Source organism: Arthrobacter sp. NPDC056727, assembly GCF_042790555.1.
Taxonomy (GTDB): domain Bacteria; phylum Actinomycetota; class Actinomycetes; order Actinomycetales; family Micrococcaceae; genus Arthrobacter.
In genome coordinates, this window is sequence record NZ_JBHTZA010000026.1 from 50,220 (window position 1) to 72,641 (window position 22,422).

General features: G+C 68.0%; 18 protein-coding genes and 1 riboswitch. Of the genes, 9 read left to right on the forward strand and 9 right to left on the reverse strand.

The features are described 5' to 3' along the window. Positions 1-115 precede the first annotated feature (115 nt). Positions 116-1,351, forward strand: coding sequence for a glutamate--cysteine ligase (locus ACFRAH_RS20470; protein ID WP_377992745.1), 1,236 nt, complete (start codon positions 116-118; stop codon positions 1,349-1,351). A 10-nt stretch (positions 1,352-1,361) separates the two neighbouring features. Here the strand turns inward: ACFRAH_RS20470 and ACFRAH_RS20475 are convergent, their stop codons facing one another. Beyond that, the gene (locus tag ACFRAH_RS20475) at positions 1,362-3,926 is read right to left on the reverse strand and encodes an AMP-binding protein (RefSeq protein WP_377992746.1); all 2,565 of its coding nucleotides are present in this window, start codon (positions 3,924-3,926) and stop codon (positions 1,362-1,364) included. Between the two features lie 222 nt (positions 3,927-4,148). Here ACFRAH_RS20475 and egtA point away from each other — a divergent pair, with 222 nt between their 5' ends. From egtA to egtD, 4 genes are read left to right on the forward strand one after another with little or no spacing between them, the layout of a single operon-like run. Continuing rightward, on the forward strand, positions 4,149-5,441 hold the full coding sequence (egtA, locus tag ACFRAH_RS20480; protein ID WP_377992747.1) for an ergothioneine biosynthesis glutamate--cysteine ligase EgtA: 1,293 nt from the start codon (positions 4,149-4,151) through the stop codon (positions 5,439-5,441). Continuing rightward, positions 5,431-6,780, forward strand: a complete 1,350-nt coding sequence (gene egtB / locus ACFRAH_RS20485) for an ergothioneine biosynthesis protein EgtB (RefSeq protein ID WP_377992748.1) — start codon at positions 5,431-5,433, stop codon at positions 6,778-6,780. The genes egtA and egtB overlap by 11 nt, the downstream gene beginning before the upstream one ends. Before the next feature lie 3 nt (positions 6,781-6,783). After that, positions 6,784-7,548 (forward strand): ergothioneine biosynthesis protein EgtC, encoded by a 765-nt coding sequence (egtC, locus tag ACFRAH_RS20490; RefSeq protein WP_377992749.1) that lies wholly within the window; start codon positions 6,784-6,786, stop codon positions 7,546-7,548. Next, positions 7,545-8,531: an L-histidine N(alpha)-methyltransferase gene (gene egtD, locus ACFRAH_RS20495; protein ID WP_377992750.1), complete on the forward strand. Its 987-nt coding sequence runs from the start codon at positions 7,545-7,547 to the stop codon at positions 8,529-8,531. Before egtC ends, egtD begins: the two co-directional genes overlap by 4 nt. Here the strand turns inward: egtD and ACFRAH_RS20500 are convergent. The 5 genes from ACFRAH_RS20500 to ACFRAH_RS20520 form a co-directional block, all read right to left on the reverse strand. Continuing rightward, positions 8,492-9,673 carry an aminotransferase class V-fold PLP-dependent enzyme gene (locus ACFRAH_RS20500; RefSeq protein WP_377992751.1) on the reverse strand — a complete coding sequence of 394 codons (1,182 nt, stop codon included), beginning with the start codon at positions 9,671-9,673 and terminating at the stop codon, positions 8,492-8,494. The genes egtD and ACFRAH_RS20500 overlap by 40 nt on opposite strands. A gap of 54 nt (positions 9,674-9,727) precedes the next feature. Further along, entirely contained in the window at positions 9,728-10,240 is a 513-nt protein-coding gene (locus ACFRAH_RS20505; RefSeq protein ID WP_377992752.1) for a YegP family protein, read from the reverse strand. A gap of 256 nt (positions 10,241-10,496) precedes the next feature. Beyond that, positions 10,497-11,705, reverse strand: coding sequence for an O-succinylhomoserine sulfhydrylase (locus tag ACFRAH_RS20510; protein ID WP_377992753.1), 1,209 nt, complete (start codon positions 11,703-11,705; stop codon positions 10,497-10,499). A 1-nt stretch (position 11,706) separates the two neighbouring features. Continuing rightward, positions 11,707-12,117 carry a rhodanese-like domain-containing protein gene (locus tag ACFRAH_RS20515; RefSeq protein ID WP_377992754.1) on the reverse strand — a complete coding sequence of 137 codons (411 nt, stop codon included), beginning with the start codon at positions 12,115-12,117 and terminating at the stop codon, positions 11,707-11,709. Further along, positions 12,114-12,422: a DUF1737 domain-containing protein gene (locus ACFRAH_RS20520; RefSeq protein WP_377992755.1), complete on the reverse strand. Its 309-nt coding sequence runs from the start codon at positions 12,420-12,422 to the stop codon at positions 12,114-12,116. Before ACFRAH_RS20520 ends, ACFRAH_RS20515 begins: the two co-directional genes overlap by 4 nt. Before the next feature lie 13 nt (positions 12,423-12,435). Next, a riboswitch (SAM riboswitch) is annotated at positions 12,436-12,550 on the reverse strand. Positions 12,551-12,792: 242 nt separating this feature from the next. Between ACFRAH_RS20520 and ACFRAH_RS20525 the strand changes: the two genes are divergently transcribed. From ACFRAH_RS20525 to ACFRAH_RS20535, 3 genes are read left to right on the forward strand one after another with little or no spacing between them, the layout of a single operon-like run. Then, positions 12,793-14,088 (forward strand): NtaA/DmoA family FMN-dependent monooxygenase, encoded by a 1,296-nt coding sequence (locus tag ACFRAH_RS20525; RefSeq protein ID WP_377992756.1) that lies wholly within the window; start codon positions 12,793-12,795, stop codon positions 14,086-14,088. Positions 14,089-14,122: 34 nt separating this feature from the next. Next, positions 14,123-15,823 carry an aromatic amino acid ammonia-lyase gene (locus tag ACFRAH_RS20530; RefSeq protein ID WP_377992757.1) on the forward strand — a complete coding sequence of 567 codons (1,701 nt, stop codon included), beginning with the start codon at positions 14,123-14,125 and terminating at the stop codon, positions 15,821-15,823. Further along, entirely contained in the window at positions 15,820-16,869 is a 1,050-nt protein-coding gene (locus tag ACFRAH_RS20535) for a PLP-dependent cysteine synthase family protein (RefSeq protein WP_377992758.1), read from the forward strand. The genes ACFRAH_RS20530 and ACFRAH_RS20535 overlap by 4 nt, the downstream gene beginning before the upstream one ends. Here ACFRAH_RS20535 and ACFRAH_RS20540 read toward each other — a convergent pair. The 3 genes from ACFRAH_RS20540 to ACFRAH_RS20550 all read right to left on the reverse strand — a co-directional run bounded on the left by ACFRAH_RS20540 (position 16,866) and on the right by ACFRAH_RS20550 (position 20,709). Beyond that, entirely contained in the window at positions 16,866-17,969 is a 1,104-nt protein-coding gene (locus tag ACFRAH_RS20540) for an EAL domain-containing protein (RefSeq protein WP_377992759.1), read from the reverse strand. The two genes, ACFRAH_RS20535 and ACFRAH_RS20540, sit on opposite strands and share 4 nt — an antisense overlap. 165 nt (positions 17,970-18,134) lie before the next feature. Then, positions 18,135-19,679 carry an FAD-dependent oxidoreductase gene (locus ACFRAH_RS20545; RefSeq protein ID WP_377992760.1) on the reverse strand — a complete coding sequence of 515 codons (1,545 nt, stop codon included), beginning with the start codon at positions 19,677-19,679 and terminating at the stop codon, positions 18,135-18,137. Between the two features lie 97 nt (positions 19,680-19,776). Then, positions 19,777-20,709 (reverse strand): aminodeoxychorismate lyase, encoded by a 933-nt coding sequence (locus ACFRAH_RS20550; RefSeq protein WP_377992761.1) that lies wholly within the window; start codon positions 20,707-20,709, stop codon positions 19,777-19,779. 93 nt (positions 20,710-20,802) lie between these two features. Here ACFRAH_RS20550 and cls point away from each other — a divergent pair, with 93 nt between their 5' ends. After that, positions 20,803-22,275: a cardiolipin synthase gene (gene cls / locus ACFRAH_RS20555; protein WP_377992762.1), complete on the forward strand. Its 1,473-nt coding sequence runs from the start codon at positions 20,803-20,805 to the stop codon at positions 22,273-22,275. Positions 22,276-22,422 lie beyond the last annotated feature (147 nt).

The following is a 22,422-nucleotide window of genomic DNA, read 5'->3' on the forward strand; positions in this document are numbered from 1 at the left end:
TTAGGCGCGAACGTACATTTGTGGCCCCTGGGAAGCGGTTCCCAAGGGCCACAACTGTACGTTCGCGCTTCGTCATGTCGGGGACGTTTTGGCCGGGCTGGCGCACAATGTAGGCATGCGGACTTTTGGCGTGGAGGAAGAGCTCCTGATCGTTGATCCGGACAGCGGGGAACCGCTGGCGCTCGCCGATGCCCTGCTGGCGGGCCGCAAACTCGCCGCCGACGACGCCCCTGGCAAGCCCCGGCTGCTGAAGAAAAAACCGGAACCCAAGTGCGACGACGACGAAATGGGCTTGAGCGCCGAACTTAAGCTTGAGCAGATCGAGACGCAGACCCGCCCCTGCCTGGACCACGCGGAACTGCTGCGCCAGATCCGGGCCGGCCGCACCCTGGCCGATGAGGCTGCGCAGGGCCACGGCGCCCGGATCGCCGCACTGGCCACCTCGCCGCTGGCCCTATCCAGCCACACCACGCCGGACCCGCGCTACGCCAGGATGCTGGAACGGTTCGGCCTGACCGCCCAGGAACAGCTGACCTGCGGCTTCCACGTGCACACCTACATCGAATCCCAGGACGAAGGCGTGGCCGTGCTGGACAGGATCCGGGACAAGCTGGCCGTCCTGATCGCGCTCAGTGCCAACTCCCCGTACTGGAACGGCGTTGCCACCGGATTTGAGAGCTACCGGACGCAGGCCTGGAACCGCTGGCCGTCGTCGGGCCCGTCTGCGATCTTCGGCAACCTGTCCGCATACCGCCGGGTGGTGACCCGGCTGATGGACACCGGCGTGGTGCTGGACGAGGGCATGATCTACTTCGACGCACGCCTATCCCGGAACCACCCCACCGTGGAGGTCCGGGTGGCGGACGTCTGCCTCCGCGCCGAGGATGCCGCGCTGATCGGCGTCCTGGTTCGTGCACTCGTGGAATCGGCCTGCCGGGAATGGCGTGAAGGCGTGGAACCGGCGCCGGTGCCCACGGTGCTGCTGCGGATGGCCGCATGGCAGGCCAGCAACTTCGGCCTGCGCGGTGAACTGCTGGACTTCGGCAGCTTCCGGCCGGTGCCTGCCGAGGACGTGGTGCGTTCGCTGGTTGACTTCCTCGAGCCGGTGCTGGCCGAGAACGGTGAAATGGAGCTGGTCCGGCAGGGCATCGAGGACATTTTCGCCCGCGGAACGGGTGCCGCCGAGCAGCGCGACGTCCGGCAGGTGGTGCTGGACAGGGCAGACCCCGACGACGGCGGGCTGGGTGCCGTCGTCGCGCACGCCGTGCGGGCCACCCATAAGGGAACCGACGCGTACGTCGGCCCGGACGGCGAGGCCGCTCCGGAACTTTTGCGCGTCCGCCAGCTCTGACCCGGGGGCTTTATGCGTCCGTTCGCACTGGCCGTTTGAACCGGCGGCGGAACCTGCCCCATCCATTCCGGCTCAGCAGGCCCATGACGCGCGTGCAGAGTGCCCAGTAGGCTATCCCGGCCGCGAGGGAGGCTGCCACGGCAAGCGCCGGGCTGGTGGCATCCAGCAGCGGGTAGACCAGCCAGTGCACGAGGTATGCGTACAGTGAGGCGCTGGCCAGAAGCACCGTCAGGCGCTGCAGCCCCCTCGGCACGGGGATGGTGGGCAGCCACGTGAGCAGCAGGATTCCGGCTACCAGCGTCAGTTCCCGGTGGGTCTCCCCGAAGAAATAGCCCGGGACCGTGAGGACCGGGAGGGCTGACACCACGCACCGCTGAGCCAGGGTCCGTGCACGGGCGATTGCCCAGCCCATGACGAACAGCCACAGCGTAGGCGACGGGTGCGGAATGCCGGGATCAACGATGTCATACCGCGAGAGCAGCGCGAGGCCGGTGAGGGCAAGCGGAAAGAGCAGCGGGAACCGCCGTTCCGCCCGGTCCGCCCAGGGGATGGCCAAAAGGGCTGTCACGCCCAGCAGGATGTAGACCAGCACCTCAATGAACCAGAAGTGCCACTGCGTGGTGACCTCTTCCGGGCCAACGATGGAGTTCAGGAGCAGGACATTGGCCAGGCTGTACCTGTCGGTAAGCAGGTAGGCCACGCCGATGAAGGCCACACTGGGCAGAGCCACCCTCGCGAGGCTGGAGAGCTGGCGCCTGAACCGGGGACGCCGTTCCCCGCCGAGCTGGAAGCGGGCGAAGTTGTACCCGGCCACGGCCATCAGCACGTGGGCCATGCCCGGCCATTTCATCAGTCCCACGTGGGTGCTGACGATGAGCACAATCGCCACTGCCCTGAGCACGATGCTGGTTTCGACCGGGGCGAAGAGCCGCCGCATTTTCCCGGCGGGTTTCCCCTCGGGCCGCGGTTCCAGGTCCCGCACCGGCGTCACGTGCCAGTCAGCCGGCAGGTGGCCCAGCAACTGCTCCAGCCGGACCGATGTGGCCACGTAGGACAGCGAGTCGCCGCCGAGCGAAACGAACGTGTCGCCGTCGTCGACATCCTCACATTCCAGGGTGTCCCGGAAGATCCGCCGCACGTCGTCGGGACCGACGGCGGGTCCTGCGGTGCCGGCGTTTGCCGGCTCCCGTTCAGGTACTGCCGGCGTTGAGAGCGCCAGGACCGCCGGATAGTCCAGCTTTCCGGTGGCCAGGCGGGGGAGATGTTCGACGGCGTGCAGCTCCAGTGCGGCACGGGGCAGCCCGATGCCCTGGGCGAGGACCTTGGCGAGCAGTTGCGTGTCGTGGCTGCCCTCGACTGCGACGACGAGGCCCTGGTCCGTGCCGGCGCTGGCCGCCTCAACGCCGAGGTCGCCCAGGATGCGCTCCACCTGGCCGAGGTCCACCCGGAGCCCGACGATCTTGACGAACCGGCTGCGCCGCCCCACCACTTCGTAGACGCCGGCCGGGTGCAGCCTGGCCAGGTCGCCGGTGCGGAGTTCGTGGACCGTGCGGCCGGCACCGAGATCCGCCGGGGCCTCCGCGTAACCGAGCATCACATTGGGCCCGGTGTAGACGAGCTCGCCGTGCTCCAGCCCGGGCACCGGCTCGATCCGGAACGCGCCGCCCGGCACGGGGACGCCGATGGCGCCGGGGTGCTCGGCGGCCAGCCCGGGCGGAAGGTAGGCCATCCGGGCGGTAGCCTCGGTCTGGCCGTACATGACGAACAGTTCCCAGCCCTGCCGGCGGCCGAGTTCGGCGTAGCCCCGTACGCGCTCCGGGGCGAGCCGGCCGCCGGCCTGGGTGACATACCGCAGCGCCGGGAGGTCCATCCCGGCAAAGCCCACCCGTTCCAGCAGTTCAAAGGTGTAGGGCACGGCGGCAAACGCAGTGGCTTGGCGGGAGCGGAAAAGCTCCCAGAAGCAGGGATCTACGACGGAGAGGCCGGTGAGCACCAGTCCCGCGCCGCGCAGCAGGTGGCTGTTGATCACGGAGAGCCCGTAGCAGTATGACATCGGCAGCGTGGTTGCTGCGCGGTCCGCCGGGCCGATGTCCAGGTACTCGGCAATCGACTCCGCATTTGCCTGCAGATTGGCGGCGGACAGGCGCACCAGCTTGGGCGAGCCGGTGGATCCGGAAGTGCTGAGCAGGAGCGCCAGGTCCGGGTGGAGCTCGTGCGCGGTGCCGGCCCGTCGCTCCTCGAACAGTGTCTCCCCGTTGGAGGAGCAAAGCACGACGTCGGGGTCGTACGCTGCCACCAGGGATTCCAATGCCGCCGGCTTGTCCTCCGGAATCAGGATCAGCGGGTGGCCGCCAACCAGGGCCGCGAGGTAGGCCACCAGGGAGTCGACGTCGTTCGCCGCAGCCAGTGCCACGAGGCGCCGCTGGGTGCCCAGGCGGAGGGCGAGGGCATCAACCCGATCGGCCAGTTCCCGGTAGGTGAGGGTGAAATTGTCTGTAAGAATGGCGGGCCTGTCCCCGTGGCCTGCGAGATCGGCGGCGAAGGGCACCCGCGCGAAATCAAGCTGCGTGGTCACCGAAAGAGGATATTAGTTAAGGCTTACCTAAGTAAAGTTACTGCTGGGTTCGTGAATCCGGGCCGGCCGTCATAATTCGGCCGCAAGAACCACGTCCGGCGGCGGGAAATCACAGTGCTGCCCTGTCACAGAAACGGTTTCTGCCGCCCGGATCGTTGACAGGGCGGAAAAGGGGCTGTTTAGCTTGCCGCCTGAAGACAACGCCGTCGGAAGGTGTGCCGAGTGAACCCGTCGATACAGGCCGATCGTGACATCCGTCCGCTTTCTGAATCCGAGGCTGAGGTCTATGTGGCCTCCGTGTGCTTTAAGACCGGTCCGCCGGGCGCGGCCGGAGTCGAGGTTGAGCGACTGGTGCACGACGTCGTGGATCCCCGTATCCCGGTCACCGTTGCACGCGTGAAGGAGGCGATGGCGGCGTCGGTGGGGCGGTTGCCCGGCGGTGGTGTGATCAGCTTCGAGCCGGGCGGCCAGCTGGAGGTCAGCTCCGCCTGCGCGCCCAGTCTTCCCGCCCTGATGGGGGCAACCCGGGCCGACCTCGCCGCCGTCGGGACCCGGCTTGCGGATGCTGGCCTGTGCTTTGGTCCGCTGGCTCTTGACCCGGACCGGCCGGCCGTCCGGTCCCTGGAGCATCCGCGGTATGCATCCATGGAACGGCACTTCAACTCCTTCGGCCCCGACGGGCGAACGATGATGTGCTCCACGGCTTCGCTCCAGGTTTCACTGGACGCCGGATCCGACGCCCCCGGGCCCACTGGCGCAGCCCAGCGCTGGTCCCGGCTGCACACCCTCCTGCCGGTCCTGGTAGCCATGTTCGCCAATTCCCCTTTCGCCCACGGCCTGCCCAGCGGATGGCGCAGCAACCGGCAACGCACCTGGCTGGCCATTGACCCCACCCGGACCGCCGCCGTCCCTTCGTCGGGGGATCCGCGGCAGGACTGGGCGCGCTACGCCCTCGACGCCCTGGTGCTGTGCATACCTTCACCGGAATCCTGCTGGGACGCGCCGCGGGGACTGAGGATGCGGGACTGGCTCCGCGGCGCGGGTCCCCGGCCCGCAACCCTCAGGGATCTGGATTACCACCTCACCACGCTTTTTCCGCCGGTCAGGCCACGCGGATTCATGGAACTCCGGGTCATCGATGCCCAGGCCGGCCATGACTGGGAGCCGGCCGCGGCGATGGTCATGGCGCTCATGGAAGACGAAGACGCCGCCGACGCGGCTGCGGCCGTGTGCGCCCCGGCTGCCTTGCTGCCCGATGCCATGCGGACCGCAGCCCGCGACGGATTGACGAATCCGGTGCTCGCCTCGGCCGCCCTTGACTGCGCCGAAGCTGCCCTGGCGGCTTTGCCCCGGTTGGGGGCGGACGCTGTAACGCGGGCCCGGACCGAGGACTTCGTTGAGCGCTACACGGCGCGTGGCCGCTGCCCGGCGGACGAACGGATGGACAGGTGGGCCCGGACCGGCAGCTGCTTTGCCGGGCCGCAGCACGAGGAGGACGGCGACAATGCAAAGTGACCACACCGGCGCACCCGCCGACCCCGCAACCCTCAGGACCTTCATTGCGGCCGGACTGGAACGGGCCAGGAACCGCACCCACAGGCTGACCGAGTGCGACGAGGAGGATCTGCTGAAGCAGCACTCTCCGCTGATGTCGCCGCTGGTCTGGGACCTGGCGCACGTTGGCAGCCAGGAGGAGCTGTGGCTGGTGCGCGACGTTGGCAAAATGGAGCCGCTGCGGTGCGACATTGACGAAATGTATGACGCATTCCAGCATTCGCGCAGCAGCCGGCCCTCGCTGCCGCTGCTCTCGCCGCAGGAGTCCCGGAAGTACATCGCCGAGGTCCGCGACAAGGCGCTCGACGTCCTGGACCGGAGTCCCTTGGAGGGCTCCCCGCTGGTGGACCGGGGCTTCGCGTTCGGGATGATCATCCAGCACGAGCAGCAGCACGACGAGACAATGCTGGCCACGCACCAGCTCCGGGTCGGCACGCCGGTCCTGCACGGCCAGCCGCTGCCGGCCGGTGTCCTGCCACGGCCCATGGATGCGCTCCCGAAGGAGGTGCTGGTTCCTGCCGGCCCGTTCACCATGGGAACCTCGCTGGAGCCGTGGGCGCTGGACAACGAACGTCCGGCCCACTCCGTGGACGTGCCCGGCTACTGGATCGATACGCTTCCGGTGACCAACGGCGACTACCGGCACTTCATCGACGACGGCGGCTACCGGAATCCGCGCTGGTGGACCGGGCCGGGCTGGGACCACTGCAGGGAAGCCGAACTGGTGGCACCCAAGTACTGGGAACGTGACGGTGACAGGTGGGTCAGGGCCCGGTTTGGCGTTGTTGAACCGGTGCCCGACGATGAGCCGGTGCAGCACGTGTGCTGGTACGAGGCGGACGCCTATGCCCGCTGGGCCGGACGCCGGCTGCCCACCGAAGCCGAGTGGGAAAAAGCGGCCCGGTATGATCCCTCGTCCGGCCGTTCCCTGCGCTATCCGTGGGGCGACGACGACCCCGCCCCGCATCACGCGAACCTCAGCGGAGCCCTCCTCCGCCCCGCCCCCGCCGGCTCGTTTCCGGATGGTGCGTCACCCCTGGGTGTTCGCCAGCTCATGGGTGATGTCTGGGAATGGGTCTCCTCGGACTTCGGTCCCTACCCGGGTTTCACCGCCTTCCCGTACCGCGAATACAGCGAGGTCTTTTTCGGTTCCGACTATAAGGTGCTCCGGGGAGGCTCCTGGGCGGCCGATCCTGCCGCGTGCCGTGCGACGTTCCGGAATTGGGACTATCCGATCCGGCGCCAGATCTTCGCCGGATTCCGCACGGCCCGTGACGCCGTCGAGACCGGGGGGCGGTAGCCGATGTGCCGCCATCTGGCTTATCTCGGGGCTCCGGTTCCGCTGGCGGAGCTGCTGCTCAGTCCCGGCAATGGTCTCCTGACACAATCCTGGGCTCCCCGGCGCCAGCGGTACGGGACCGTAAACGCGGACGGTTTCGGCGTCGGCTGGTACGCGTCCGGGGATCCTGTGCCTGCACGCTACCGCCGTTCCATACCGATCTGGGCGGACAGGTCCTTCGCCGACGTCGCCAGGGTGACTTCCAGTGCTGCCGTGCTGGCGGCAGTCAGGTCAGCCACGTGGGGAATGTCGCTTGAGGAATCGGCCGCCGCGCCCTATGCCTGCGGGCCGTGGCTTTTCAGCCACAACGGACGGGTCGAGGGCTGGCCGGATGCCGTGGCGGCACTGGCGGCCTCGATTCCTGCGTCGCGCCTGCTGGCGCTCGAGGCCCAGGCCGATTCCGCGCTGCTTTGGGCCCTCGTCCAGGAACGGCTGGACGCCGGGGACCCCGCCGCGGATGCCCTGGCCCGGGTGGTCAGGGACGTCGCCGCGGTTGCCGGCGGGCGCTTGAACTTCCTGCTGACCGACGGGACGCGCATAGCGGCCACGGCTGCCGGTGACACCCTCTTTTGGCGGGAGGGTTCAGGGAACGTTGTGGTGGCGAGTGAGCCGTTCGACGACGGCCCCGGCTGGCACGAGGTGCCGGACAACTGCGTTCTGACCGCGACGGCCAGCACGGTCGACGTACGCCCGATTTACAACCTCACGAAGGAACAGGTAGCACCATGAGCATCTCTTCCGGCCGTTCCGACATCATTCACCACCTGCCCCCGGACCACTTGGAGCGAAGCCTGCGCAGCGACGTGCTCGCAGGGCTCAGCACGTCGCCGAAGACGCTGCCGCCCAAGTGGTTCTACGACAAGCTGGGCAGCGAGCTCTTTGAGCGCATCACGGGCCTGCCGGAGTACTACCCAACCCGCGCCGAACGCGAGGTGCTTGAGCTTTTTGCCGGCGAGATGGCGGCCGCGTGCCCGGCGGAAACACTCATCGAGCTCGGGTCCGGATCCTCCAGGAAGACCCCGCTGCTGCTGGACGCCCTGGGGCAGGCGGGACACCTTCGGCGGTACGTTGCCGTGGATGTCAGCGACAGCGCGTTGCTGGAGGCACGAAACGAATTAGCGCCGCAATTTCCAGGCCTCAATCTGGACGCGGTGGCAGCGGATTTCGAGACCCAGTTGCATGTGCTCCCCCGGGAGGGACGCCGTATGGTGGCGTTTCTGGGCGGCACCATCGGCAATTTTGAGCCGACCGCCAGGGCCCGCTTCCTGTCCGGGGTGCGGGAGCTCCTTGAGGGTGATGGCGGCTCGCTGCTTCTCGGGACGGACTTGGTGAAGTCACCGGCCGTCCTTGTGCCGGCATATGCCGACGCCGATGGTGTCACCGCTGACTTCAACCGGAACGTCCTCCGGGTTCTCAATACCCAGTTGGGCGGTGACTTCGACGTGATGGCCTTCGAACACGTCGCCGTCTGGATGCCCCAGGAGGAATGGATCGAAATGCGGCTGCGTGCCAGCAGGCCGATGCTGGTGCGGCTGCCGGGGGTTGGCCTGGAAGTAAGTTTTCATGAGGGCGAGGAACTGCGGACCGAGATTTCCGCCAAATTTCGGCTTGAAGGCGTGGTCAACGAGCTGGAATCAGCCGGGTTCTCCGTAGCGGGGCAGTGGACTGACCGTCAGGGGCGCTTTGCCATGACCCTGGCACAAGCAAGCTGAACTTCGGCTTCTGTGTTGTAGTAATGAACGGAGGCCCGCACCAGCATTTCCGGCACAGGCGGTGTCCCCGTGCAGGATGAGTGGGGGCGGGGAACCGCCGAGACATTGATCCGGTGCTCTGCCAGCTGACGCCTGATGCCGCCGGCCTCGCGGCCGGCAACCGAGAAGGTGACGATGCCGCAGCGTGTGATTCCGCCGTCATGGACCGTCACGCCCGGTACCGCCGCCAGTTCTGTCCGCAGCAGCTCAGCAAGCCCGGCCACCCGCTCCTGCACCGCGTCCAGGCCCAGGGCCAGGGCGTAATCGGCGGCCCGTCCCAGCCCCAGCCTTCCGGCGGCACTGCTCTCCCAGCTCTCGAAGCGCCGGGCGTCGCTGCGGATTTCAAAGCCGGAGGCCCCGGCTGGACTGGCAGAGTGCCCATCCAGCATGGGTGGCTTCAGCTGTTCGAGGACTGCTGCGCGCACGTAGAGGAACGCCGTGCCCCGCGGTCCGCGCAGAAATTTCCGTCCCGTGCCTGCCAGCACGTCGCAGCCCAAAGCCTGCACGTCCAGAGGCATCTGGCCCACTGACTGGCACGCGTCGAGCACAAACATCACCCCGGCTGCACGGCAACGCTTTCCGACCTCGGCCGCCGGATTAACCAGACCGTTCGCCATTGGGACATGAGTCAGGGCAACCATGGCGACGTTGCCATGCTCGAGTTCCGACTGCAGGTGTTCCACGTCGACCTGTCCGTGTTCGTCGTCCCGCAGAACCACAATCTCGAGGTCATGGCGCTCCGCCAGCTGCCGAAGTGCGAGGACATTCCCGGCATACTCGGTGCGGCCGATCAGCAGCCGCCCGCGGGGAATGAAAGGAAGGCTGTAGACCGCCGCCGCCCAGGCCCGGCTGCCGTTCTCCGCCAGGGCAACCTCGTCCGGCCGGGCTCCGATCAGCCGGGCCACCGAGGAATAGACGTTTTCAAGCCGGCCGGAGGCTTCCTCTGCCGCTTCATAACCGCCGATTTCCTCCTCGCGGCGCAGATGGCCCACGACGGTGTCCACAACAGGACGGGGCATGAGGGAACTTCCCGCGTTATTGAAATGGACTACGTTCAGGACACCCCGGGTCTGTGTGCGCACCTCGTCGACATCGATTGGCATAATCCACATCCTGCCGCACGGGGCAGGGCTGCGCCCAGATCTGGACCCCCGGCGCTAGGCTGCCCCGGCGGTCCAGCGGAGCGGGGCCGCCGGGGCTGATGGCCTCCAGTGCCCCGCCGTCCGGGGGCCGGACACCTCCGACGGCGCGCGCTTCTTCCCGAATCCCTGCCTGCCGTGGTCGGACCGCGCCGGGACGGCCTGGGCCGGTACCGGCGCAGGAACTGCCGCGGCGGCCTCTGCCGGAGCGGACCCGTGGACCTTCGGGGCCGCCGCCGACAGATCCGTGATGAGCCCCGTCCCGGCGCACTCGCGGACGTCGGCGATTCCGGCCGCGGCCGCGCGCTTGTCCTCGAAGGGTGCGGAGACTGCCAGGACGGTTCCATTGGGGGCCATCAGCCGGAACCGGTACTGGGACTCTGTGTCGACGAAAACTTCAAATACTCCGGCCATGGCGTTCCTTCCGGTCAGGGAGCGGCCGGCAACGGCTTTTGCGGCTGCGGCGCCCCGGACGCACCGCTGCGTCCGTCCTTCGGTGGGTGCTGAACCGGCAGGGGTGCGACGGTTCATCAGGTTGTTAACGAGTCTGCCCAGTGCTTATGCAGCCTAACAAGACCGGCCGTGTAAACCCTGGGTAAACCCTGCCTGTCCACCCACTAAAGCGTGCCCGCCCACCGGTTCTCAAGGACGCCCTAAACGAAGGGACGCGCGGCGCAACGCACGTTCACAGCCCGCCATCGGAAGCAAAAGATCCGGCCCCGAAGGGCCGGATCTCACGGAGGGTCTGAAGAAGGATCAGAGCGGATAAGGATTTAACCCGGAACAGTCAGATCTGCTTGAGCGCCTGCTCCAGGTCCGCCATCAGGTCATCCGCATCCTCAAGGCCGACGGACAGCCGCACCACCCCATCGCTGAGCCCGATCGCGGCGCGGCCTTCGGGCCCCATGGCCCTGTGCGTCGTGGTGGCGGGATGCGTGATGAGGGACTTGGCGTCGCCCAGGTTGTTGGAGATGTCGATGATCTTCAGGGCGTCCAGCAGCGCGAAGGCAGCTTCCTTGCCCGACTGCCCGGCCGTCGTCGCAAGTTCCAGCGTGAGGACGGTGCCGCCGGCCTTCATCTGCCTGGCCGCCAGTTCATACTGCGGGTGCGACTTGAGCAACGGGTACTTGACCCAGTTGACGGCAGGCTGCGCTTCGAGCCATTCTGCAAGGCGCAGCGCCGTGGCGGAGGAGTGGTTCACACGCAGGGACATGGTCTCCAGGCCCTTGGTGAGGACCCAGGCGTTGAACGAGGAGAGCGCCGGGCCGGTGTGGCGCATGAGCTGCTTGACCGGGCCGTCGATGAATTCCTTGGTGCCAAGAATCGCCCCGCCCATCACACGGCCCTGGCCGTCGATGTGCTTGGTGCCGGAGTAGACGATCACGTCCGCGCCGAGGTCCCCGCAGCGCTGCAGCAGCGGGGTGGCGAAGACGTTGTCCGCCACCACCTTGGCGCCGGCGGCGTGGGCGAGTTCACTGACCGCCGCGATGTCCACGATCTCCTGCATCGGATTGGACGGGGATTCGAAGAAGACCGCCGTCGTGGGAACCGAGAGGGCGTCGCGCCACTGATCAAGGTCCGGGCCGTCCACGAACACCGTCTCCACGCCCCAGCGGGGCAGGATTTCGTTGAGGATGACGAAGCAGGAGCCGAACAGGGAACGGCTGGCCACCACGCGGTCCCCGGCCCCCAGCAGCGCACCCAGGGCGGTGAAGACGGCGGACATGCCGGACGCCGTCGCAAAGCACGCCTCCGTGCCTTCGAGCAGGCGCAGCCGCTCCTGGAAAGTGGCCACGGACGGGTTGCCGTAGCGCGAGTAGACGAAGCGTTCGTCCTCGCCGGTGAAGGCGCGCTCGGCGGCCGCGGCGGATTCGTAGACGAACCCGGAGTTCAGGAAGACGGGCTCCGTGGTTTCCTGGAAATTGGTGCGGTCAAGCCCGCCGCGGACGGCCTGGGTATCGGGGCTCCAGCCGGCGGCGTCGTGATTAAAGGTCAACTTAGTTCTTTCCCAGGTTCGTCGGCAGGCCGCGGTTCTTCCAGCCGTTCACGGTGCGCTCACCGTAGCGGTCGGGCTCGCCCTCGAATCCTTCGAGGACGTTGTAGGCCGTGAAGCCGGCCTGCGTGGCGGCAATGGCGGCGGCGATGGAGCGCTGGCCGGAGCGGCAGAGGAAGAGCAGCTCCACGGTGGAGTCCTCCGGGGCCTGCTGCTTCAGCTGCTCGACGAACCCGGGGTTGGGAATGCCGCCGGGAAAGGTCCACTGGATGAACAGGGGATCGTTGTCCGTGGCCTTGGTGTCCGGAATGCCGATGTGCGCCCATTCGCCCTCGGTGCGCACATCCACCAGGATGGCGCCCTCCTCGAGCTTGGCCCACGCGTCCTGCGGGCTGACGTCGCCGGCGTAGCTCATGCGTGGCCCTCGTATGCTTCCGCGCTGAGGTCCTCGTCGGAGTCCAGCCGGTCAACGGCCGTGGCGACGGCGGCATCTGCGCTGGCGATCGCGGCCGGCAGGATGACGGCCTGGGCAACAATGACGCTGGTGCCGTTGAAGGTGGCGGCCGGGCTGCCGTGCAGCACGTATCCCTCAGCAAGGGCCGCCGAGATGCGCTCACAGAACGCCCGGTCGTCCGGGCCCGTGATGAGGCGGTAGGACAGCTTTTCCTCAGGTTTATCCTGCTGGGACGGCAGTGTTGCAACGGCGGGGGCGTCTGACACGACGGATCTCCTTTTCTCACGCTTGCAGCTCGAAGTGGTCGATATGCCGAGTATTCACCTGAGGCACCCCGCCGTGGAAGGAGGGTTGCCGACCGGCCAGTCAGGGCTTAATGCCGGTACTCATTACTCCCGAAAAACGTAACACTGACGACGGCGGCACGCACCGCCGCCGTCGTCATCTTCCGTAACGCATCGAAAGAAACGCGGGGTCAGATACGGCCGAATCGGGGCCCCGGAAGCGGCGGTAACTGACCCCGCGTTGCGGTTACAAAGCCGACGGCCGGGAGGATAATGACGGGAGATGACCCGCCGTAACGCCGGATGAAACCAGGCCGCTGTGAATGATTCGACCCCGAATACAGTGACTCCCATGCTGCACTTTGGATGGTTTGTGGGCCATGGCTTCGGGGTCCAGGGCTGGGGGACGCCCGGCTACGGAATCGGCTACGACTGGAAGAAGCCCGCCCCCTACCAGCATGCGGTCCGGGAGTTCGAGCGGGCCGGGCTGGACCTGTTCATCATCGAGGACTCACTCACCGTCCCCGATACCTACGGCGGCAGCGCGGAGGTCTCACTGGCGCAGGCGTCCTTCGCGCCCAAGCACGATCCGCTGGCGCTGGTGCCGTACCTGCTGTCCGCCACCGAGCACCTGGGCATTGTGCCCACCATCAGCGCCTCCTTCTATCCGCCCTTCACCGCGGCCCGGCTGCTGGCCACGCTCCAGCACTTCTCCAACGGGCAGCTCGGCTGGAACGTGGTGACCTCCGGCAGTGACCTGGCCGCGCAGAACTACGGACTGGACCAGCAGATCGAGCACGACCTCCGCTACGAGAAGGCCGAGGAGTTCGTGGACGTGGTCCGCAAGCTGTGGCGCAGCTGGGAACCGGACGCCATCCTGGAGGACGCCGGGGCTGGCATCTTCGCGGACCACACCAAGGTCCGGCCCATCCACCACGACGGGGAGTTCTTCAAGGTCCGCGGACCGCTCAACACGGCACCGCTGCCGGAGGAACCGGTGCTGGTGCAGGCCGGGGCATCCCCGCGGGGCAAGGCCTTCGCCGGTGCGAACGCCGACGTTGCCATTGCCCTGGCCCGCGGTGTGGACGGCATGAAGGCGTACCGGGACTCGATCCGCGCAGAAGCCGCCGGGGCCGGCCGGAACCCCGACGACGTCAAGGTGCTGTTTGTCCTGAAACCCACCGTGACCGGTTCCAGGGCCGAGGCGGAGGACCTGCGGGCCGCGCGCCGGGAGCTCACGCAGCGGGACATCGACAGCCAGCTCAACTCCATCTCCTACCTGTCCGTCATCGACTTCAAGCAGTTCGACCTTGATGCGCCGCTGCCGGAACTGAGCACCAACAGCAACCAGGGAACCCTGGAGCACTTCTCCAAGGCGGCGCCGCCGGGTTCCACCCTGCGGCAGATCCTGCAGGCACGCAGCGGCGGCGCAGGCGACAGCATCATCGGCACCGCCGAGGAAATCGCCGACTACCTGGAGGAAACCGGGGCCGCGGTGGGCGGCGACGGCTTCCTCTTCTCCGGCTTCGTGGACCCTGCCACCATTCACGGCGTGCTGGACAGGCTGGCGCCGGTGCTGCGCAGGCGTGGACTGCTGCGGACGAGCTACGGCGAAGGCGGCTTCCGCCGGAACCTGCTGGACTTCTAACGCCATGGCAGTGGCCGGGAGCAACCACGGACTGGTGTCTCGTGCCCGCCGGGGGACGTTTTTGATCGGCACGGCCCACATCCGGGCCGGCGACGTGGCGGCGGCAGCGGCCGATCCCGCCGTGGAGGTGGTCCTCAGCGCCGAGGCCCTTGAGCTCGTGGGGCTCTCCCGTGAGGTGGTGCAGGCGGCCATCGATTCCGGCCACCGGGTCTACGGACTCAACACCCTTCTCGGCTCCGGCCGGGACACGGCCGTGGACAAGGACTCCATCCTCGACTTCCAGGTGCAGGTGGTGCGCTACCACCACAGCGGCGTCGGTGCACTGCTGGACGGGGATGAAGTCCGCGCCCTCATCCTGGCCCGGCTCATCGGGTTCACCCGCGGAGGCTCGGGCGTGCGCCCGGAAACTGCCCGGTTCTACGCCGAACTGCTGAACAGGGGCGTGGTGCCGGCCGTTCCGCGCGACGGGTCCGTCGGCTCATCGGACCTCACCCATCTGGCGGCGGTTGCCGCCGTCGCCATCGGGGAAGGGCAGGCGCTGGCTCCCGACGGCGGACTGACCGGTGGAGGGGAAGCGCTCGCCGCCGCCGGGCTGGAACCGCTTGTCCTGGCACCGGGGGAGGCCCTGGCGCTGGTCAGCGCCAACTCCTATTCCATCGGTGCCGGCGCGCTGGAACTCCGCCGCCTCCAGTGGCTCGCAGATCTGGCGGACACCGCGCTGGCGCTGTCCCTTGAGGCCACCGCAAGGTACGACGGCGGCGGGAACCTCAGCCCGTTCTCGCCGGCTGTGCAGTCCGCCAAGGCGGTGGACGGCCAGCGCGTCTCGGCCGCCAACGTCCGCCGCCTGCTGCGCGGCGGCTGGCTGGAGGATCCGCGGCGGCAGGTGTCCGTGCAGGATTCGCTGTCCTTCCGCGCCGCGCCGCAGACGCACGGTGCGTTCCGGGCCCAGGTGGGCGCCCTGGCCGAGGCGCTCGAGGTGGAACTCAACGGCCGCGGCGACAACCCGCTGACGGACGTGGCCTCGGGCCTCATGGTGTCCGGCGGGAACTTCCAGCCCATGCAGCTGGCCCTGGCGTTCGAGGCGCTGCGGCTGGGACTGGCACACGTGGGGATCAGCAGCGAGCGGCGCATCGCCAAGCTCTATCCGCCGCAGCGGCTGATCCGGCAGCTCAACCTGGAGGCGGCCCGGGCAGGCACACCGCTCGCGTCCGAAGACCTGCCGGGACTGCTCTGGTACTCGGCCGCAGGCCTGCTGGCCGAACTGAAGTTCCTGGCAGCGCCTGCCACGCTGGGGGCCCCCACCCTGTCCGCGGATGTGGAGGACCACTCGACGCTGGCCCCGCTGGCCCTCCAGCAGCTGGAGCGCTCGGTGGAGGCCGCGGCCAGGCTCCTCACCATAGAGGCGCTGACGGCGTCGTACCTCCTGGCGGAGGCGCAGGACACGGACCTGCGGGAGGCCGAAACCCGGGAACTGGGTACTGGCACCGCAGCAGTCGTAGCGCTCCTCTCGGAGTTGCTCTCCCGGCAACTGCCGGCGGCGGCGCTGGTGGAGGATGCGCGCGCTGCGCTGAAGGATTTGCTGGCAGGGCTGCCCGAGTTGCAGACGCCGGCCCCGGAAATGAATGACCGCAGCGCGGATGTCGGCGGGCAGGATGCCGGGGATCAGAACCATGGCCGTGCAAACTCTGGCGGTACTAACTTTGGCCGTACAAACTCTGGACGAGGAGAACCATGACAACCGTGACGGGGAGCGGCCGCCAGGCACGGCATGTGGCGCCCATACTGGATCCCGCCGTGGACGCCGACGCCGTGCTGGCCCGGGTGGGGAACACCCCGCTGGTCCCGCTGGAGGTACTGAGCCGCGGACTGGGAAGCACTGTTTTCGTCAAGCTCGAATCGGAGAACCCCGGCGGGTCCATCAAGGACCGGACCGCGCTGAGCATGGTCCGGGCCGCGGAGCACAGCGGTGAGCTGCAGCCGGGCGGGACGATCGTTGAAAGCACCTCGGGGAACACCGGGATCGGGCTGGCGCTGATCGGCGCACTGACCGGCCATCCCGTGGTGGTGGTCACCGGTGATTCCATATCGTCGGAGAAGCTGGATGCCCTCAACCGGTACGGGGCGCGGGTGGTGTTCACGGACTGGAGCGCGCCGTCGAACTCGCCGGAAAACGCGCGGGCAGTCGCGGCCAGGATCACGGCCGAGATTCCCGGCGCATGGCGTCCGCTGCAGTTCGACAACCCGGCCAATCCGCGCGCGCACTACGAGGGGACGGCGCCGGAAATCTGGGCGCAGACAGCCGGGCGCGTCACGCATTTCGTCGCGGGCGTGGGCACCGGCGGCACGATCACCGGGAACGGACGGTACCTCAAGGAGAAGTCCGGCGGCCACGTGGAGGTGATCGGCGCGGACCCCTACGGCTCGGTCTACAGCGGCGGGCACCCGGGCCAGATCCTGGTGGACGGCGTCGGCAACTCCTGGCCCAAACCCGACTGGCCCAAGGTCTTTGACCTCGGCCTGCTGGACAGGTTCCTGCGGATCCCGAATGACGAGGTGTACACCACGCTGCACCGGTTGCTCAACGAGGAAGGCCTGTCCCTGGGGCCGTCGTCGGGCCTGACGGTGGCAGCGGCGCTCCGGGTGGCCAGGGCGGCACCGCACGGTTCGGTGGTTGTGGCGGTCGCCCCTGACACGGGCAGCAACTACCAGAGCAAGGCATTCAACCCGGTGTGGCTGGCGGACAACCATATCCGCCTGGCCACGGACCTCGCGGAGGACTAGTTCAGGATCGGTATCGGGCCGGTGGCAGCCGATTCGTTTTCGGAACGGATCCAGGCATTCCAGTCCAGCGGGTGGACGGAGGGCCGGCCCAGCAGGTAGCCCTGCGCAGCCGCCATGCCAAGTTCAGTCAGGGCGTCGAGTTCTTCCGGCGTCTCCACGCCCTGGGCTCCGATGGCAGCGTCAATGTAGCGGGCGAGCTCGGCCATGGCGGCGGCCCGCAGGCGCTGGCCCTCGGAGTTTTCAATGCCCGCGATGAAGCTCCGGTCCAGCTTGATGATGTCCGGGCGAAGCTCCAGGACCTGGTCCATGGACGTGAAGCCAACCTCGGCGCCGTTCACGGCGATCCGCAGTCCGCGCTGCCGCAGGGGGGCGAGGGCCGCAGTCAGCGTCGGGTAGTGGTCGAAGGGGATCGCGCCGTTCAGGTCAATGACGATCCGGTCCATGGCCAGCTGGGAATGCTCCAGGAGCCCCGGGATCCTCGGGTCCGCGCACGTAGCCGGCGTCAGGTTCAGGGCGACGAACATGTGCTCGGGCACCGCCTGCGCCACAGAGAGGGCCCGGTGCAGTGCCGCGAGTTCAAGGTCGGTGCCCAGCCCGACGGATTCTGCTTCGCTGAACCAGTGGTCCGCGCTGGCACCGTCGTCGCTGACGAAACGGGTGAGGGCCTCGACGCCGATCACATCCGTCTCCGGAATCCGGCGGATCGGCTGGAACGCGGTCATCAGCATCGTGTCGGCGAGGATGGCCTCGATGCGGTTCCTGCTGCGCCGCGTGAAGGGCACCGGCTCCGGCGCCGCGACGGCCCGGGTCCGCTGAACCACCGGGATGGCGCCGTTCTCGGCGTTGGCCAGCTCTGTGGTGGCGGTAAGGTGCTCAAGCAGCGCGTGCTCGGGATTGTCCGGATGGGCCTCGGCCAGGGCGCGCAGCTGCGTGCGGGTCCACTCGGTGGCCGGATCTGATTCGGCCAGCAGTTCGGTGATGATCTGGCGGGCTTGCCAGCGCACGCCAAGGTCCCCCGTGTCACCCGGCAACGCTGCCTGGGCCCCCCAGCCCGTGGGTGTTGAGGTTGTCAATGGAAGGGCGTTCTCGTCCCAAGACATCGGCTATTCCTTTATACGTACTCGTTCCGGCTGAGCCCGGAACGAGGCCAAGTGCCATCACCGCCGCGGGTGCGGGCAGTTGACCGTGGAAGAAGAGTACAACGCAGGGCGCCGGCTTGTCCTGCATTTTTTTGAACGGTTCCAATTCGTTACTCGTCCAGCTCGTTACCGGGGACGGCCTGGTCCGGGCTCCCCGTCCCGGCCGGGCAGGTCGCGGGCGGCAAGGTTCTTGGTGGCCGGGCCCTGGATGACCGAGCCGTCGAGAGCGAAGCGGGAACCGTGGCAGGGGCAGTCCCAGCTCCCGTCGGCGGCATTGAAGCCCACGGTGCAGCCCAGATGCGTGCAGACGGCGGAGACGGCGTGGGCCAGCCCGCCTGGATCCGTGTACACGGCGACGGGGCCGCCGTCGAGGTCCAGGACTGCTCCCGCGCCCGGCGGCGGAAGGGGAAGGCCGCGGGAAGGCTGGGTGGCGGGGGCGTCCGGTGCGGTGGGCGCCGCCGTGCCGGAGGCCGGTGCGCCCCGGCTGCTGTCGAACACCGCCGCCCACGGGTTGGCGCGGCCGCAGAGCGCATCGGTGAGCATGAGTGCCGCTGCTGTACCGTTGCTCAGCCCCCACTTCCGCAGGCCGGTGATGACATGCACGTGCTGTGCCTCGGGCGACAGGAGCCCCACATACGGCAGTCCGTCCACCGGCATTTCGTCCTGAGTGGACCAGCGAAAAGCCGGCTCGCCGGCGCCGAGCTGTTCGCGGGCAAACGCGGCGAGCCGGCTGTACCGGACGGCGGGATCGCCGCCGTCGGACGCCCTGTGGCCCTCACCTCCGGTGAGCAGATAGCTGGCACCGTCGACGGCGACCGTAAGGATCGACCTCATGGGCTCGTCGGCGCCGATGAAGGTGGCATCCGCGGCCGCTCCTTCCATGCGGCTGGCGACGATGTAGGAACGGTGCAGGTAGCAGCGTGCGTCGAACTGCCCTTCGTCGCCGAAGGGCACGTTCGTGGCCACGATGACTTCCCGGGCCCGGACAGAACCGTTTTCCGTGGTGACCATGGCCGGGGAACCGTCCCGGAAGGACAGTGCCCGGGAGTCCTCGAACACAAAGCTCCCGCCGCCGTCCACGCCGCGCGCCAGGCCCTGCAGGTACCGGCTGGAGTGGAACTGCGCCTGGTCATCGAAGCGCGCCCCACCCCGAACCGGAAACGGGAGCGGCACGTCCGTGGTGAAGGTAGAAGGAAGCCCCAGCCGGGCAGCCAGTTTGGCTTCTTCCCGGACCTGATCCAGGCCCGCCTCGGACTCCGCGTACGTGTAGTTGGCAACCCAGCGGAATCCGCAGTCGATGCCCTCGTCTGCGACGGTGCGGGCGATGTGCCCGATCGCTGCCTGGTTGGCCTGGCCGTAAGTGCGGGCGGCGGAGTCGCCGTGGTTGCCTGCCAGCTCCGTGTAGGCGAGGCGGTGCAGCGAGGTCACCTTGCCCGTGGTGTGCCCCGTGACGCCGGTGCCCACCCTGGCGGCTTCGACCACCGCCACCGTCTGCCCGGAGCGTTTGAGGGCAAGCGCTGCCGTCAGTCCCGCGATGCCGCCGCCAATGACGGCAACGTCAACATCGACGTCTGTGTCCAAGGTCGGGTAGGCGGTGGTGCCGGCCGTGGCCACCCAGAGGGATACCGGCTGGCCGGTCGCTGATCCGTTCATGGCGCTTGCCCCGTTCATGAGGCAGACCATACCCCTGCCTCCCCGGGGTGGGAATGCCGGGGAGGGAATGCCCGGGCTGGGAACGCCCGTGCCGGGACTGCCCCGCAGGCCTGCGCTACTCGATCCCGGCGAACAGCTCGTTCAGCTCGGCGGTCAGCTGCTTGCGGAGTGCCGGCGTGCCGATTTCGCGGCCGTCGATGTGGTTGACGGGCGCCAGGAGCCGGATGCTGGAGATCAGCCAGACGGCGTCGGCGTCGGCCAGGTCCTGGGGCTTCAGCGGTCCGTAGCCCAGTTCCCAGCCGGCGGCCTTGGCCGCGGCGAACAGGGCGCCCTGTGAGGTTCCGGGAAGAATGCCGCTGTCCAGCTGCGGGGTGACGAGCCGCTTGACTGTTGTTCCGGCGTCGTTCTTCTCAACGTTCGCCAGCAGCACGGTGGACGTGGGGCCCTCCAGCACGCGGCCGTCCGAGGACGTGAAGATGACATCGTCCGCACCCTGCTTGTGGGCGTGGCGCAGCGCCGCCATGTTCACGGCGTAGGACAGTGTCTTGGCGCCGAGCAGCAGCCACGGGGCGCGCTCGGCGGCATCGCTGTCATAGCCGCGGTCCAGGAGGATGACGTCGATACCGGTTTCGCGCTGGCGCCGGCCGGCGGCCGCCACGGGGGACACCTGCACCCAGCAGGTGGGGGCGGCCGCGCCCTCCACGCCGCGGGTGACGATGAGCTTGACCACGGCCTCGTCCAGCTCCGGGGAGGAGGCCGGGTTGTCGGAGCGGAACGCAGAGACGCCCGTTTCCACAGCGCGGCGCCAGTGGTCCTGCCCGGGAATCTCAAGGTCCAGTGCCTCTGCCGAGCGGTCCAGCCGGTCCAGGTGGGCCTGGATCTTCCGGGTGTGGCCGGCGACGGCGAGCATGGACTCGAACACCCCGTCACCGCGCGTGGCGCCCAGGTCCGTGGCCATCAGCTGCGGCTTTTCGGGGTCCGCAATCCGGCCGTTCTGATAGTCCGGATCCAGAAACACCAGCACTGTGTGGGAGGTACGAGACGTCATGCCTCAAGCTTAGTGCGGCCAGGGCCCGATAGGCTGGCCTCACCGCTCCATACGGAATGGCTGCGGGGGTAAGAAATAACGGGGGTTTCAACTGTGTTGTGGCCATTTCCGCTGGCGGAAACACTGCCGGCGTGGCTCATCCTGCTGCTCAGCGGCGCGGACCTGGTCATCAGGGTCCTGGCGGTGGGCATCATCCCGGGCAACCGGCGGCCCACCACGGCCATGGCCTGGCTGCTCGGCATCTTCTTCGTGCCAGCCGTCGGGCTGATCCTGTTCCTGCTCTTCGGAAACTTCAGGCTGTCCCGCCGCCGCATTGAGCAGCAGCAGCTCGTCAACGAGCGGGTCCGTGGCAGCGTTGCACTTTCCCACGTGGCCAGCGAGTACTCCGGCCCCGAATGGGTGACATCCGCGGCCGAACTCAACCGCCGCCTGGGCTCGATCCCCATGGTGGACGGCAACCATGTGGAGCTGATTCCCGGCTACCCGGACTCCATCCGCGCCATGACCGAGGCCGTGCGGAAGGCCAAGCGCTTCGTCAACGCCGAGTTCTACATCATGAGCAGCGACCACGTCACGGACGACCTCCTCACCGCCCTCGAGGAGGCGGCTGACCGCGGTGTCCGGGTCCGGGTGCTGTTCGACCACATCGGGACCCTGCGCATCAAGGGCTACAACAGGCTGCTGAAGCGGCTCAAGGCCAGCCGCATCCAGTGGAAGCGGATGCTGCCGCTGCTGCCCATCCACGGCCAGTGGCGCCGGCCGGACCTGCGCAACCACCGCAAGATCATGGTGATCGACGGCGAAGTCGCCTTCACGGGGTCGCAGAACCTGATCGAGCCCTCCTACAACAACCCCAAGCACCGCAAGGCCGGCCGCGAGTGGATCGAGTTGATGGCCTGCCTGCGCGGCCCGATCGTGCCCACGCTCAACGTCGTCTTTGCCACCGACTGGCTCAGCGAAACGGACGAGTCACTGGAGGACCAACTCCAGCTGCCCCCGCAACCGTCGGCTGGCCCGGTCACAGCCCAGGTGGTGCCCAGCGGCCCGGGCTTCATCACTGAGAACAACCTCCGGCTCTTCAACACGCTGATCTACTCGGCGCAGCACCGGATTTCCGTCTGCAGCCCCTACTTCGTGCCGGACGACTCCCTGCTGTACGCCATCACCACTGCGGCGCAGCGTGGCGTGGACGTGGAACTGTTCGTCTCCGAGAAGGGCGACCAGTTCCTGGTCCACCACGCCCAGCAGTCCTACTACGAGGCCCTGCTGCGGGCCGGCGTCCGGATCTACCTCTACAAGGCGCCGTTCGTGCTCCACGCCAAGCACTTCACCATCGACGACGAGGTGGCGGTCCTGGGCTCCAGCAACATGGACATGCGCTCCTTCTCCCTGAACCTCGAGGTGTCGGTGATGCTGCTGGGCGCGGACATTGTCAACAGCATGCGCGCCGTGGAGGACACCTACCGCGACATCTCCCATGAGCTGCGGCTCGAGGACTGGATGCGCCGGCCCCTCGCGGCACGGTACGTGGACAACGTCGCCCGCCTGACGGCCACGGTCCAATAAAGCCCGCTCCAATAAAGCCTGGAGTTTTTGTCCATTTGTCGCGACGTGGAGGCGGCAAAGTCATATGGTCGTAGCAACGCTCTGACAGATGGAGCGTGCGATGCCCAAGTTGTTTGCCCGCGATGCCCGTGGTGATTTCCTCGATTT